This window comes from Wenzhouxiangella sp. XN79A, assembly GCF_012272825.1.
Lineage (GTDB): Bacteria > Pseudomonadota > Gammaproteobacteria > Xanthomonadales > Wenzhouxiangellaceae.
Map to the genome: position 1 here is coordinate 139,588 of NZ_JAAWWS010000156.1, position 14,263 is coordinate 153,850.

Sequence of the window (14,263 nt, forward strand, 5' to 3'; positions counted from 1 at the left end):
CGCAAGCGGCCTCCAACAGGCCTTCGTTCGGGCGTTGCGCTGGCTTCGCCTGTTGGAGGGCGCTTGCGCGCGAACCGGTCGGGCCACCCTTCGCCTGCAAGCAGCCTCCAACAGGCCTTCGGTCGGGCGTTGCGCTGGCTTCGCCTGTTGGAGGGCGCTTGCGCGCGAACCGCCCCGGCCACCCTTCGCCCGCAAGCGGCCTCCAACAGGCCTTCGGTCGGGCGTTGCGCTGGCTTCGCCTGTTGGAGGGCGCTTGCGCGCGAACCGGTCGGGCCGCCCTTCGCCCGCAAGCGGCCTCCAACAGGCCTTCGTTCGGGCGTTACGCTGGCTTCGCCTGTTGGAGGGCGCTTGCTCGCGAACCGGTCGGGCCACCCTTCGCCCGCAAGCGGCCTCCAACAGGCCTTCGTTCGGGCGTTGCGCTGGCTTCGCCTGTTGGAGGGCGCTTGCGCGCGAACCGGTCGGGCCACCCTTCGCCCGCAAGCGGCCTCCAACAGGCCTTCGATCCGGCACCGGCGCTGATTCACCTGTTGGAGGGCGCTTGCGCGCGAACCGGTCGGGCCGCCCTTCGCCCGCAAGCGGCCTCCAACAGACCTTCGATCCGGCCCCGGCAGTGGGCTCGTCAGTCGCCGCTTCGGCTGGCCCGCTTGCGCTCGTGCTCCTTCAGCAGGCGCTTGCGGATGCGGATGTGCTCGGGCGTGACTTCCAGCAGCTCGTCGTCGGCCAGAAACTCCAGCGCCTGCTCCAGGCTCATCTTGACCGGCGGGGTCAGCAACAGGGCATCGTCCTTGCCGGCCGCTCGCACGTTCGACAGTTTCTTGGTCTTCAGCGGGTTCACGACCAGGTCGTTGTCCCGGCTGTGCAGCCCGATGACCTGGCCCTCGTAGAGCTCTTCACCGGGACCGACGAACAGCTTGCCGCGATCCTGCAGATTGAACAGCGCATAGGCATTGGTCGTGCCCTGGTCCATGCTGATCAGGGTGCCGTTGATGCGCTGGCCGATCCGGTCGGTGGCCGGGCCCCAGTGGTCGAACACGCGGAAGAACAGGCCCGTGCCGGCGGTCATCGTGCGATAGGCGCTCTGGAAGCCGATCAGGCCGCGCGCCGGCGCGATGTAGTCCAGCCGCACCCGGCCCCTGCCGTCCGGCGTCATGTTCTCGAGCTGCGCCTTGCGCTCGCCCATCGCCTGCATCACCGCGCCCTGGTACTGCTCGTCGAGGTCGAGCACGACCTGCTCCCAGGGCTCCTGGGTCTGGCCGTCGATCTGGCGCTTGCGAACGCGCGGACGCGAGACCGCCAGCTCGTAGCCCTCGCGGCGCATCGTCTCGATCAGCACCGAAAGATGCAGCTCGCCGCGGCCGGCCACGTCGAACTGGTCGGGATCGGCGGTGTCGCTGACCTGCAGCGCCACGTTGTGACTGGCCTCCTGGAACAGCCGCGAGCGGATCTGGCGGCTGGTCAGGAACTTGCCGTCCTGGCCGGCGAACGGCGAATCGTTGACCTGGAAAGTCATGTGGATGGTCGGCTCGTCGACCGTCAGCGGCGGCAGCCCCTCGACCGTGTTCGGGTCGCACAGCGTGTCGGAAATCCCGATGTCGCCGATGCCCGAGATCGCTACGATGTCGCCGGCGGCGGCCGACTCGATTTCCTCGCGCTTCAGGCCCGAGTAGCCCAGCACCTGCATCACCCGGCCGCTGCGCACCTTGCCCTCGCGGTCGACGATCTTCACCGCCTGGTTCGTCGCCACCCGGCCGCGCTTGATCCGGCCCACGCCGATCAGGCCGACGTAGCTGGAGTAGCCGAGGCTGGAGATCTGCATCTGGAACGGCCCGTCGGGGTCGACGTCCGGCGCCGGCACGTGCTGGATCAGCGCCTCGAACAGCGGCGTCATGTCGCCGTCGCGGGCCTCGGAATCCAGGTTGGCGTAGCCGTTCAGCGCCGAGGCGTAGATGACCGGGAAGTCCAGCTGCTCGTCGGTCGCGCCCAGCTTGTCGAACAGCTCGAAGGTCTGGTCCACCACCCAGTCCGGGCGCGCGCCCGGGCGGTCGACCTTGTTGACCACCACCAGCGGCTTGAAGCCCATCGCGAAGGCCTTCTGGGTGACGAAGCGCGTCTGCGGCATCGGCCCGTCGACCGCGTCGACCAGCAGCAGCACCGAGTCGACCATGGACAGCACGCGCTCGACTTCGCCGCCGAAATCGGCGTGGCCCGGGGTGTCGACGATGTTGATCCGGTAGTCCTCGTTCGACGGACCGCCGGTCCAGGTCACCGCAGTGTTCTTCGACAGGATCGTGATCCCGCGCTCGCGCTCCTGGTCGTTCGAGTCCATGACCCGCTCGCCGACCTTCTCGTGGGCGGCGAACTCGCCGGACTGACGCAGCAGTTGATCCACGAGGGTGGTCTTGCCGTGGTCGACGTGCGCGATGATGGCGACGTTGCGGAGGTTCATGGGTTCAGGCTCTCGACCGGGCACCCGGTCCGTGATGAAGGCAGCCGGGCATTATACGCCCGGGGCGAGCCCGGCGGATTTCCTGCCGAGCCCCGACCCCTGTGCGGCGAACCCCCTGGCCTGCGGGTGGTCCAGGCGCTGCACCGCTCCGACCGATCCCCCGAGCGCGGGTTTCAGCGCGGCAGCTCACCGTTGCTGCAGCCGCCCTGCACGCCGTTGTCGCAGTGGGCCTGCAGGCGCTCGGTCTCGGCCGGCGTCCAGCCCTCGGGTTCGGTGACCGCGGCCCAGGGTCCGATGTAGTCGCGGGCGTAGTAGGCATGGCCGTGCCCGGGTGGCGAGCCGAACGACAGCGCCAGGTCGACGGCGAGCTGGAACTGGGTGACCACCGGCATGAAGAAGAAGTGCTCCGACATGTCCTCGGCCGGCGGATCGCGCATCCAGCGCGGCGCGCGCCACAGCGAGGCCGGGTCGTAGAACACCACCGGGTCGCTGGAATACTGCAGGAAGACGATCCGCATGCGGCCCCAGTCGGCCTCGGCCTCGGCGGCGCTGGCGGTGTGCGAGGCGTAGCGGACCAGGGAGCCGTCACCGATCGTCGGCCGCACCCAGGGGCTGCCGGGTATCCGCTGCCGCTGGACGTGGTTCCAGAACGCCGACGGGAACGGCGGCCCGGCCCAGAACGCACCGCCGATGGGGTCGTCCAGCAGCCGGAACATGTTGGTCGCGTGCATCGACGACCAGGCGCCCAGGCTCAGGCCGTGCACGTACAGCCGCGGGCGATCGTCCTCCGGCAGGGTCTTCCAGTGGCCGTGCACTGCGTCCTGCAGCGCGGTGGCCTGCTCCAGGCCGGTCTCGGTCTCGAGGATCAGCGCCAGCGGCGACTGCAGGTAGGAGTACTGCGCGGCCACGGTGGCGATGTCGCCGTCGTGCATGTACTCGACCGGGTCGTGCGAGCCCGGGTCCATCCAGCCGGTACCGGTCGGGCTGGCGATGATCAGCACCTCGCGCTCGAACCCGCCCTGCCGCTTCAGCTCGGCCAGGGCGAGTTCGGCGCGCGCCCGCGGCGTCTCGCCGTTGGCGCGGCCGACGTAGACCCGGATCGGATCGAGCGCCGGCCGGCCGGTGAACGCAGCGATCGCCGCGGCGTCGGGGCCGGAGGTGATGAACTCGCGCCCGGGCGCGCCGATCAGGCGCCAGTCGACGAGCGACTCGGCGCTGCCGGTCATGCGCGGATCGTCCGGCGCCGGCGGCGCCTCGTCGAACAGCGCCTGGGCCGTTTCGTAGCTCTCGTCGAGGCCGGCGATCACCCGATCGAGGATGCCGTCGCGGGTCACGACCAAAAGGATCACCGCCACCGCCACCAGGCCCAGCACGTTGGCGCGACGCGGCGGCATCACGCGGTAGAAGCCGCCGCGGACCCAGCGGAACAGCCCGGCCACCAGCCGCCCGAGCGCGAACGCGCCGGCGAAGGTCACCAGCGCCACCAGGCCGATCCGGACGAGGCGCAGCGCGTCGGCCGGCGCCATGCCCATCTTCTCGCGCAAGTCGTTCTGCCAGGCCAGGCTGGAGCCGAGCACCCAGAGGAAGAAGCCGATGACCGCGATCGCGCAGATCCCGGTCAGGATCCGGGCCGGCCGGCCGGACAGGCGCGGCAGGTCGGCCGCCCGCCACAGCAGCGCGACGACCTGTCCGAGCAGGTAGCCCAGGGCCGTGACCAACCCGCCGAGCACGCCCTGGATCTCCGGCCCGCGCGGAATCAGCGAAGGCGTCAGCGAGGCGGCGAAGAACAGCAGGCCCAGCAGCAGGGACGGCACGGACACGGGGCCGACGACCCTCGACAGCACAACGCGGAATCGGCGCATGGACGACCGCTACCCGGACGAAACGTCCCGGAACGATAGCACCCCGCCCGGCGCCCGGCGAGACCCGCGGCGGGCGGCCTCACGCCCGCATCGACGAAGGACCGAACACCGGGTCGTATATTCTGCTGCGGGAGTCTCCCCGCGAACGGGTGCAACATGGACGAACAGGAACTCTCTCGGCTTTCGGACGATGAGTTCCGGGCCAGGCGCAAGGAAATGAAGACCGCCGAAATCGCGCACGCGGTGCTGATCGGTTTCATGGTCGGAATCATCGTCTACAGCGTCGCGAAGAACACCTGGGGACTGGTGACGCTCATCCCGTTGTTCTTCATCTTCAAGGTCCTGCACAGACCCGAGCGGAACCGGGCACTGAAGAAGGTGCTGGCCGAGCGGGGCCTGGACCGCTGACTCCGGCGCCGCCGAGCAATGCACGTCCGGCGTGAAACCGCGTCCGGGACCGCGATGTCGTGGCTCGAGCCCGGGGCGGGCTCCCGTCAGAACCGAAGCTGCACGCCGACCAGCGCCGTATGCAGCCAGGCGAAGCTGTAGACGTCATCGGTATCGGCGCCCCCTTCCAGCCCGCGGTAGCCGGCGATGATGCGCCATCGATCGTCGAGCGCGTAGCCGAACTTCGCGGCCAGATCGATCGCCCGACCGGGGCCGCCGGCCAGGCCGTCGACATCGAACTCGAAATGCCATCGGTCGCTCAGTCGATACTCCCCGGCCAGGTGCAGCAGGGGCACGAGGCCGAGATCGTCGTCGCTGGCCCGCGTCTCGCCCTGGCGCAGCGCGATCTCTGCATCGCGCAGCTTGAGCGTCGCGCCGGCCCACAACCTCCAGCCGTTCGCGTCGTAGTACCGGTATCGATAACCGATTCGCCACGAGTCGAAACGATAGCGCGCGTCCAGGGTTTCGCCGGCCACGAAGGTTTCACCGTCGAAGCGGGTGTCGGTGTCGAAACGTCCGGTGCCGTCGATCGTCAGCGGCGCCAGCACCACGCGAAGCCCGTGTCGCTCGTTGATGTTCCAGGTCCCGTTGAGCCGGAACGCCGCCGCAGGCCCCGAACCGAGGACGTCGGTCAGGTCGAACCGGTCCGCGGTCGCATCGTTGGGAATCTGCACGTCGTTCCGGGTCTGCCAGGTCGGCCCGACTTCGAGCTCGAGCCGGAACGCTTCTGCCTCGCCGAAACTGTCTGCCGTCAGCGCCACGCACAGCGCGGCCGGAAGCCACAGCGTCTTCCTGGTCATGGTCTGCATCCGCGGTGAATTCGAGGCGGGAAGTATGCCAGAGCCCGTTGAACGGACCCGGTGAACGCCTACGGCACCTCCCACCCCCACGGCGGCGCGGGCGCTTCGACCGTCGCGGCCAGATCGAAGTCCACCCGGAACACGCGCCCTGTCCCCAGCCGCTGCAGGTGGTAACTGAACCGCTCCCCGGGCAGAACTTCGATCCGCCAGACGTTCGCGTGGGCCGGTTCAATCAGTTCACGCGTGTGCTGGTCGGCCGGGAAGACCTGCTGGGTGGCCAGGCCGAGGTTCGTCGTCGTGCCGCCGTACATCGTGATCTCGTCGTCACTGCCGTCCTCGTGCCGGTGGTCGTGCTTCAGTTCCAGGCGCGGCTCGCCGTCGACGGTCACGCGCGTCAGCACCCAGGTCCGGGAGCGGTCCTCGCCGACGACGAACGGGATGCGGATGCGGTCGGGCGTGCATTCGCGGACGTGCATGACCAGTGTCCGGCCGGAAAACGAGTCGTCGCCTTCGGGCGCGGCGATCAGTTCACCGGCATGGGCCTTGCCGCAGAGGGCCTGGAGGTCGGCCCAGAACGCGTCGAGGGGCCCGGCGATGGCCGGCGCGGTCATGGCGAGGCCGATCGCGATCAGGGAGAAGCGAATCATCGGGCGGTTCCGGTGGCGGTCCAGGGGCGCATCGTCGCACAGGTGGCCGAGAAAACATCCGGTTTCCGTTTCTGGAATCAGGAAGCGCACAGGCAGCCCCGATCCGGCAACGGTGCAGGAGCCGATGCCGGGCCGCTCTCCGATCCGGTGCGTACGGCACGACCTGTACCTTGCCGCTGGCGGGCCGCAGGACGCGCTGGTACTCTGGCGCCGAGTCGTTGGCTCGACGACCGGCCGCCGCTTCGTCCCGACGACGTCGAGCCGAACCAGGGAGAACGGGAATGACGCTTCTGATCCGCACCTCGATCCTGGCGCTCTGCGCCGCAGCTTCCGTATCGGTGGAGGCCTCGGGCCGGGTCGACAATTTCAGGCTGCTGGATCAGGACCGCCTGGCCCACGAGCTGTACTACTACGAGGACGCTTCGGCCATCGTGCTGATGGTGCAGATGAACGGCTGCCCGATCGTGCGCAATCTGCTGAGCGATTTCCGCGCGCTGCGCGACGACTACGCCGGGCGCGGGGTCGAGTTCGCGATGATCAACCCGACACTGCAGGACACGCGCGAGGCGATCCGGCAGGAGGCCGACGAGTTCGGCATCGACGTGCCGATCCTGGTCGACGAAACGCAGCTGATCGGCGAGGGCCTGGGCATCGACCGCAGTGGCGAAGTGTTCGTCATCGACCCGAAGTCCTGGACGGTGGCCTACCGCGGCCCGTTGAATGACCGGGTCGGCTACGAGACGCAGCGTAACGATGCGAGCGAGCACTACGTGGCCGATGCGCTCGACCGGGTGCTGGCCGGCGAGCCGGTCGAACAGGCACGTCGCCGCACGCAGGGCTGCATCATCAACTTCCCGGAACGCCAGCGCCAGGAAGCGCACGCGCAGATCAGCTATTCCGAGACCATCGCACCGCTTCTGAAGAAGCGCTGCGTGACCTGCCACAGCCCCGGCGGCATCGGCCCCTGGGCGATGACCGGCTACGACATGGTGCGCGGCTTCGCGCCGATGATCCGCGAAGTCGTGCGCACCCGACGGATGCCGCCATGGGAAGTGGCGACCGACTACCCGGCGCTCCATGGCGACCGGGCGCTGACCGTCGAGGAGAAACGGACGCTGGTGCACTGGATCGAAGCCGGCGCGCCGCGCGGCGACGGCCCCGATCCGTTGACCGAGGTCGAACCGATTTCCGAAGAATGGGCGCTGGGCGAACCCGACCTGGTCGTCACCTCGCCCCCGTTCACGCTGCCGGCCACCGGCGTGGTCGACTACCAGTTCCAGGCCATCCCCAACCCGCTGGACCGCGATGTCTGGGTGCGTGCCGTCAGCATCCACCCGGGCGACCGCAAGGTGGTCCACCACGTGCTGATCGGGACCACCGAAGAGGTCATTCCGGAGGGCGACGACCGCCGCTTCAACGCCGTGTTCGACAATTATCTTTGGGGCTATGCGCCGGGCGCCGACTACTACGAGTATCCCGAGGGCGCCGGGGTCCTGGTCCGCAAGGGCGGTCAGATCCACCTGCAGATGCACTACACGACCTATGGCCGCGAGACCGTCGACGAAACCCGGATCGCGCTCTACTTCCACGACGAGCCGCCGAAGTACCACCTGCGCCAGCAGGTCGTCATGGGCACCGACCTGGCGATCCCGGCTGGCGAGGCACGCCACGAGGAGACCGGCTACTTCGAGTTCGACCGGGAGGCGGAGATCTACAGCCTGTTCCCCCACGCCCACTTCCGCGGTATCGCCACCGGGTTCGACCTGGTCTATCCGGACGGGCGCCGCGAGGGGCTGCTGCAGGTGCCGCGCTACGACTTCAACTGGCAGCACACCTATACGCTGGCCGAGCCGGTCATCGTTCCCGCGGGCACGCGCATCGTGCACACCACGATCTACGACAACAGCGCCCGCAACCCGGCCAACCCCGACCCGGAGAAGACCGTGACCTGGGGGCTGCAATCGTGGGACGAGATGCTCTACGGCGGGTTCTTCTTCCGCTGGACCGAGGGCACGGCCGAAAATCCGGCTCACGACGACCTGGCCTTCCGGATCGGCCAGTTCTTCGGCGGCTGGGACGACGATTTCGACGGCGTGCTGCAGGCTGCGGAAATGCCGGACCGTACGCGCGAAGCGTTCGAGGGCGGTCAGTTGGACCCCTTCAATGTCGACGGTGACGATGGGCTGTCGCCGGCCGAGTATCGAGCGTTCGTCGAATACCGGCGGCAGCAGCGCGCGGAACAGGAGGCTTCGGCCGCGGGCAACTGAGCGGAACCCGCCTCCCACAGGCCTTCGGTCTGACTCCGGCAATCGTTCCGACTGTGGGCGGGCGCTTGCGCGCGAACCGGCCGGACCACCCTTCGCCTGCAAGCAGCCTCCAACAGCTCTTCGATCGGGTGGCGGCGCTGGAATCGACTGTTGGAGGGCGCTCGCGCGCGAACCGGTCGGGCCACCCTTCGCCTGCAAGCAGCCTCCAACAGGCCATCGATCCGGCGCCCTGCCCACCCCGACGGTCGGAGGGCGCTTGCGCGCGAATCGGCCGGAGTTGTAGAAGGGGCTGCGCTCAATTCTCGTGTTGGAGGGCGCTTGCGCGCGAACCGGCCGGAGTTGTAGAAGGGGCTGCGCTCAATTCTCCTGTTGGAGGGCGCTTGCGCGCGAACCGGCCGGAGTTGTAGAAGGGGCTGCGCTCAATTCTCCTGTTGGAGGGCGCTTGCGCGCGAACCGGCCGGGCCACCCTTCGCCCGCAAGCAGCCTCCAGCAGGCCTTCGATCCGGCGCCGGCGATGAATTCGACTGTAGGAGGGCGGATTTCCGCGCGAACCGGTGGGGTGATTCCTTTTCCTGCCCGGGTTCAAAGGGCGATTTCGTCACGAGGTCCCGGGTTCGCCTTCGGCGCCCCGGGATGACGGAGTTGTAGAAGGGGCTGCGCTCAATTCTCCTGTTGGAGGGCGCTTGCGCGCGAACCGGCCGGAGTTGTAGAAGGGGCTGCGCTCAATTCTCCTGTTGGAGGGCGCTTGCTCGCGAACCGGCCGAGCCACCCTTCGCCCGCAAGCGGCCTCCAACAGGCCTTCGATCCGGCGCCGGCGATGAATTCGACTGTAGGAGGGCGGATTTCCGCGCGAACCGGTGGGGTGATTCCTTTTCCTGCCCGGGTTCAAAGGGCGATTTCGTCACGAGGTCCCGGGTTCGCCTTCGGCGCCCCGGGATGACGGAGTTGTAGAAGGGCTGCGCTCAATTCTCCTGTTGGAGGGCGCTTGCGCGCGAACCGGCCGGGCCACCCTTCGCCCGCAAGCGGCCTCCAACAGGCCTTCGGTCCGGCACTGACCAAACTCCGGCCAGGTTTTTTACTGAAAACTGCTCACTGAAAACTGCTCACTCCGCTCGCACCGCGAGCGGCCCGCCACCCCTCGCCCGGCATAGCCGGCCGCTCCCGGTGCCGATCCGGCTCAGTAGCCGGCGGCCTGGCCGTCCTTCCGCACTTCCGTGGCGCCGCGGTAGGTGCCGAACTCCGGGTCGACCATGATCGCCTGGTAGCCGCCGTAGGGGCCCAGCGCATACTGGATCCGGTGGCCTTTCTTCATCAGCGCGCGGACGGTGTCGTAGGAAAAGCCGGACTCCAGGTTGACGATGCCGCCGTCGGTCATCTGCAGGTTCTGGCCCGTCGGTTCGGTCGAGCCGCGGTGGTGGATGCGCGGCGCGTCGCCGGCTTCCTGCAGGCCCATGCCGAAATCGACCAGGTTCATGACGATCTGCGCATGGCCCTGCGGCTGCATGCCGCCGCCCATCAGGCCGAAGCTGACCCAAGGCTTGCCGTCCTTGGTGATGAAGGCCGGAATGATCGTCGTGAACGGGCGCTTGCCCGGCTCGAAGGCGTTCGGGTGACCTTCCTTCAGCACGAACATCTCGCCGCGGTCCTGCAGGATGAAGCCGAGGCCCGGCGGGGTCATGCCGGAGCCCATGCCGCGGTAGTTCGACTGGATCAGCGAGACCATGTTGCCGTCCTTGTCCGCCGTCGTGAGATAGATCGTATCGCCGTCGTCGAGGGCGCGCGTGCCCGGCTCGACGGCGCGGGCGGCGCGGTCCATGTCGATCGTCGCGCGGCGCTCGGCGGCGTAGTCCTCGCTGATCAGCCAGTCGACGTCGACATCGGCGAAGTCCGGGTCGGCGTAGTAGCGGGCGCGGTCCTCGAAGGCCAGCTTCTTGGCCTCGATGAACAGGTGCACATGCTCCGGCGAGCCGAAGCCGTAGGACGCCATGTCGTAGCCTTCGAGGATGTTGAGGATCTGCAGCGCGGCGATGCCCTGCCCGTTCGGCGGCAGTTCCCAGACGTCGTATCCACGATAGTTGCTGCTGACCGGCTCGACCCAGTTGCCCTCGTGGGCGGCCATGTCCTCGTAGCTGAGGAATCCGCCGTTGGCGGCCATGTACTCGCCGATGGTGCGCGCGATGTCACCCTTGTAGAAGGCGTCGCGACCGCCTTCGGCGATCTTCCCGAGCGTATCGGCCAGGTACGGGTTGCGCCAGATCTCGCCCTCGCGCGGCGCCCGGCCGTCGATCGTGAACTGCTCGGTGAAGCCCGGGAATTCCGAGAGAATCGGCACGGAGCGGTCCCAGTAGTAGGCGATGATCTCGCTGACCGGGAAGCCCTCGCGGGCGTAGTCGATGGCCGGCTGCAGGATCTCGGCCATGGCCATCTCGCCGAAGCGCTCGTGCAGCGCGAACCAGCCGTCGACGGTGCCCGGCACCGACACCGGCAGCGGGCCGTGGGACGGAATGTCCTCGTAGCCGTTGTCGATGAACCACTGCAATGTCAGCGACTGCGGCGAACGGCCGGAGCCGTTGTAGCCGTACAGCCGCTCGCTTTCGGCGTCCCAGACGATGGCGAAGAAATCGCCGCCGATGCCGTTGCCGGTCGGCTCCATCAGCCCGATCGCGGCGTTCGCGGCAATCGCCGCGTCGATCGCGTTGCCGCCGTCCTTGAGCACCTGCAGCCCGACCTGCGTGGCCAGCGGCTGCGAGGTCGCGACCATCCCGTTGGCCGCGATCACGTCCGGCCTGGAGGCATGCGTCGCCCCGACCACGCGGTCATAACTAGCCACCGGCGGCGTCCAGCCGGCCAGCAGCGCCAGGGCTGCGACGAAAAGCGCTCGAATCAACATGGGCGAAACTCCGCTCGAATCGTGTGAATTGCATTCGCCGAGGATACCAAGGGCCTGACCGACGTTTCGTCATCGATCTTCGGAGGACAGGCGCGAAGCGGGGACGGAGCGAAGAACGCAAAGCAGGATGGATCTGCCGGGCAATCGATTGCGAAACCACCCTTGCGCCAGACCTCGCCTTGGCAAAGTGGTGGTTTCATGCAACGTTCTTTTCCGGAAAACGTCCACTGCTGGTACCACAGGGCAACTCTTGGCGTTCTTCGGCCCTTTCTCCTCGCTGCGCCCACCATCCAACGGATCGGGCCACCTGCCGTTCCCACAACACCCCGGGCACGGAGCGCATGCAAGGGCGCTAAAATAGGCGGCTGATTTTCATTCCCACCGGAGAATTCCATGAAACGTCCCGTTCGCGTGGCCATTACCGGCGCTGCCGGCCAGATCGGTTACCAGCTCTGCTTCCGCATCGCCGCCGGCGACATGCTCGGCCCGGATCAGCCGGTCATCCTGCAGATGATCGAGATTCCGCCGGCCGTCGACGCGCTCAAGGGCGTGGCCATGGAGCTCGAGGACGCCGCGCTGCCGCTGCTGGCCGGCATCGAGACGACCACCGACATCAACGAAGGCTTCACCGACACCGACTACGCGATCCTGGTCGGCGCCAAGCCGCGCGGGCCCGGCATGGAGCGCGCGGACCTGCTGGCCGAGAACGGCAAGATCTTCGGCCCGCAGGGCAAGGCCCTGAACGACCATGCCTCGCGCGACGTCAAGGTGCTGGTCGTCGGCAACCCGGCCAACACCAATGCCTTGATCGCCCAGGCCAATGCGCCGGACCTGCCGGCCGAGAACTTCACCGCGATGACCCGGCTCGACCACAACCGGGCGCTGGCCCAGCTGGCCGGCAAGACCGGCACCCACCACACCCGGATCCGCAACATGACGATCTGGGGCAACCACAGCTCGACCCAGTACCCGGACCTGCACCACGCGCTGGTCGACGGGAAGGACGCGCTGGACCAGGTCGAGCAGGACTGGTACGAGAACGACTTCATCCCGACGGTGCAGCAGCGCGGCGCGGCGATCATCAAGGCGCGCGGCGCCTCCAGCGCGGCCTCGGCGGCCTCCTCGGCAATCGACCACATCCGCGACTGGGCGCTGGGCACCAGCGATTCCTGGGTGTCGATGGCGGTACCGTCCGACGGCAGCTACGGCATCGAAAAGGGCGTGATCTACTCGTTTCCCTGCACCTGCGAGGCCGGCCGCTGGAAGATCGTCCAGGGCCTGGAAATCAACGAGTTCTCGCGTGCCCGCATGGACGCCTCCGACGCCGAACTGCGCGAAGAGCGCGAGGCCGTGAGTGCGCTGCTCTGATCCAAAGCGGCGATCCCTTCGCTGTCTGCAGACGCAAAGAACCCCGCGGCCACGCGGGGTTCTTTGCATTTCAGCCGCCGAAGCGTCCGGCCCGTGCCGTGCACTTCGGCTGCGATCCGAACGATGGCAACCGGCATCGGCTTCAAGCGATTGCCGCCGGATCGTCAGCCCTCGCCCAGCACGGCACAGGCAATCCGCGCGCCGGCGCCGCCGATCGGCTGGCTGATGTGATCGTCGGGGCCTTCGTGGATGACCAGCGCCGAGCCGTCGTCGTCGAGCAGGTCCTCACCGGTCGAGCCGTCCAGGCTGACCCGGGCGTTGAAGAACTCGGCCCAGGCATAGCCGCTGTCGTGGACGTAGAAGTTCGGGAAGTCGCCGGCACCTGGTCCGTCGGGATTGAGCAGGCCGTGCGGCACGCCGTCGGGGTTGACGTGGCTGCCGGAGGCCTTGAAGCCTTCGGCGTGGTCGTGGCAGGTGCCGGTGCGATGCAGGTGGATCGCCTTCGGACCTTCCGGCAGGCCTTCGAGCTCGATCCGGACCAGCACGCCGTGCGGCCCCTGGGTCAGCGTCGCGCTGCCGATCCGCTCACCGGCGTTGTCGATGAAGCCGGCGTCGACGACGTGCTCGTCGGCCTGGGCCAGGCCGGCTGCGGCCAGCAGCGCGGCGGCCAGCAGGGTTCGATTCGGTCGGTTCATGGTTCGGGGCTCCGGGTACGGAAAGGCTGAAGGCTAACAGACCCGACGCGAATTCGGCGGTGCCGTGCTCGACGACGGCACCGATGACCCCGTGGACGATCTCATCGACGACCGCGCTGGAGTCGGCGATGCGCACCGTCGGCGTAGGCACGCGCGGCGGCCAGCAGCACCTCCGGCGCCAGGCGCACCGAATAGTCCGGGTTGACGTAGGCGAACTGGATGATGCCGTCGGTACCGACCAGGAAGGTTGCCGGAGCCGGCAGGCCGCCGTGATCGGCACCCGAGCGATCGGCCAGGTCCACGCCGAAGCCGGCATAGCGCTCCAGCGTGTCGTCGTCGAGCCGGAACGCGATGCCGAAGGCCCGCGCCGCCGCCAGCTCTGGATCGGACAGCAGACGATAGCCGGACGCTTCGGTCTCGCCCTCGGCCAGCATCTCGGGCCGGTCCGGCGAGACGAACCAGACCTCGAAGCCCAGCTCGCGCAGCTCGGCCTCGGCGGTGCGCAATTCGGCCAGGTGCAGGTTGCAGTAGGGGCACCAACCGCCGCGGTAGAACGTCAGCACCACCGGCGCGCCGTGCCGGCCGGGCGTGAAATCGATGGTCGCGCCGTCGGTCGCGGTCAGGGCCAGCGCCGGGGCCTGCATGCCGGGCAGCAGCGGCCGGACCGACTCGGCGTCGGAATGGAAGGCGGTGCGGTCGTCGGCGTGGGCCGGCGTGACGGCGGCCAGCACAAGGGCCAGCAGGACGTTCGATACGAGGGTCTTCATCGGAACTCTCCGGAGTCGGTGGACGGTCCGGAGAGCGGACCGGGCCGGGCCCGGTTCGCTTTCAGCGCAACGCG

Annotated in this window: 10 protein-coding genes; 3 read left to right on the forward strand and 7 right to left on the reverse strand. The window is 68.4% G+C overall.

What is annotated here, in order from left to right; all coding sequences use genetic code 11:
• Positions 1-619: 619 nt before the first annotated feature.
• Both typA and HFP89_RS11645 read right to left on the reverse strand, forming a co-directional pair.
• The gene (typA, locus tag HFP89_RS11640; protein WP_168717829.1) at positions 620-2,446 is read right to left on the reverse strand and encodes a translational GTPase TypA; all 1,827 of its coding nucleotides are present in this window, start codon (positions 2,444-2,446) and stop codon (positions 620-622) included.
• 173 nt (positions 2,447-2,619) lie between these two features.
• Complete coding sequence (locus HFP89_RS11645) at positions 2,620-4,266, reverse strand: alpha/beta-hydrolase family protein (RefSeq protein ID WP_206212342.1); 1,647 nt, start codon at positions 4,264-4,266, stop codon at positions 2,620-2,622.
• 198 nt (positions 4,267-4,464) lie between these two features.
• On the opposite strand from HFP89_RS11645, the gene HFP89_RS11650 reads away from it, so the two are divergent.
• Complete coding sequence (locus HFP89_RS11650; protein ID WP_168717831.1) at positions 4,465-4,716, forward strand: FUSC family protein; 252 nt, start codon at positions 4,465-4,467, stop codon at positions 4,714-4,716.
• Positions 4,717-4,802: 86 nt separating this feature from the next.
• Here the strand turns inward: HFP89_RS11650 and HFP89_RS11655 are convergent, their stop codons facing one another.
• Entirely contained in the window at positions 4,803-5,555 is a 753-nt protein-coding gene (locus HFP89_RS11655; RefSeq protein ID WP_168717832.1) for a hypothetical protein, read from the reverse strand.
• A gap of 68 nt (positions 5,556-5,623) precedes the next feature.
• Positions 5,624-6,202, reverse strand: coding sequence for a hypothetical protein (locus HFP89_RS11660; protein ID WP_168717833.1), 579 nt, complete (start codon positions 6,200-6,202; stop codon positions 5,624-5,626).
• A gap of 281 nt (positions 6,203-6,483) precedes the next feature.
• On the opposite strand from HFP89_RS11660, the gene HFP89_RS11665 reads away from it, so the two are divergent.
• Positions 6,484-8,469, forward strand: coding sequence for a redoxin domain-containing protein (locus HFP89_RS11665; RefSeq protein ID WP_168717834.1), 1,986 nt, complete (start codon positions 6,484-6,486; stop codon positions 8,467-8,469).
• A 1,177-nt stretch (positions 8,470-9,646) separates the two neighbouring features.
• Here HFP89_RS11665 and ggt read toward each other — a convergent pair.
• On the reverse strand, positions 9,647-11,359 hold the full coding sequence (gene ggt, locus HFP89_RS11670) for a gamma-glutamyltransferase (RefSeq protein WP_168717835.1): 1,713 nt from the start codon (positions 11,357-11,359) through the stop codon (positions 9,647-9,649).
• Positions 11,360-11,752: 393 nt separating this feature from the next.
• On the opposite strand from ggt, the gene HFP89_RS11675 reads away from it, so the two are divergent.
• Complete coding sequence (locus tag HFP89_RS11675; protein WP_168717836.1) at positions 11,753-12,727, forward strand: malate dehydrogenase; 975 nt, start codon at positions 11,753-11,755, stop codon at positions 12,725-12,727.
• Between the two features lie 164 nt (positions 12,728-12,891).
• Here HFP89_RS11675 and HFP89_RS11680 read toward each other — a convergent pair whose 3' ends face one another.
• Both HFP89_RS11680 and HFP89_RS11685 read right to left on the reverse strand, forming a co-directional pair.
• The gene (locus HFP89_RS11680; protein ID WP_168717837.1) at positions 12,892-13,422 is read right to left on the reverse strand and encodes a superoxide dismutase family protein; all 531 of its coding nucleotides are present in this window, start codon (positions 13,420-13,422) and stop codon (positions 12,892-12,894) included.
• Positions 13,423-13,523: 101 nt separating this feature from the next.
• Positions 13,524-14,189: a peroxiredoxin-like family protein gene (locus tag HFP89_RS11685; protein WP_168717838.1), complete on the reverse strand. Its 666-nt coding sequence runs from the start codon at positions 14,187-14,189 to the stop codon at positions 13,524-13,526.
• Positions 14,190-14,263: the final 74 nt, after the last annotated feature.

Coding starts and splice junctions, on each gene's coding strand:
- HFP89_RS11660 (WP_168717833.1), bottom strand. CDS start 6,202: ATGATTCGCTTCTCCCTGATCGCGATCGGCCTCGCCATGACCGCGCCG.
- typA (WP_168717829.1), bottom strand. CDS start 2,446: ATGAACCTCCGCAACGTCGCCATCATCGCGCACGTCGACCACGGCAAG.
- HFP89_RS11655 (WP_168717832.1), bottom strand. CDS start 5,555: ATGACCAGGAAGACGCTGTGGCTTCCGGCCGCGCTGTGCGTGGCGCTG.
- HFP89_RS11675 (WP_168717836.1), top strand. CDS start 11,753: ATGAAACGTCCCGTTCGCGTGGCCATTACCGGCGCTGCCGGCCAGATC.
- ggt (WP_168717835.1), bottom strand. CDS start 11,359: ATGTTGATTCGAGCGCTTTTCGTCGCAGCCCTGGCGCTGCTGGCCGGC.
- HFP89_RS11685 (WP_168717838.1), bottom strand. CDS start 14,189: ATGAAGACCCTCGTATCGAACGTCCTGCTGGCCCTTGTGCTGGCCGCC.
- HFP89_RS11665 (WP_168717834.1), top strand. CDS start 6,484: ATGACGCTTCTGATCCGCACCTCGATCCTGGCGCTCTGCGCCGCAGCT.
- HFP89_RS11650 (WP_168717831.1), top strand. CDS start 4,465: ATGGACGAACAGGAACTCTCTCGGCTTTCGGACGATGAGTTCCGGGCC.
- HFP89_RS11680 (WP_168717837.1), bottom strand. CDS start 13,422: ATGAACCGACCGAATCGAACCCTGCTGGCCGCCGCGCTGCTGGCCGCA.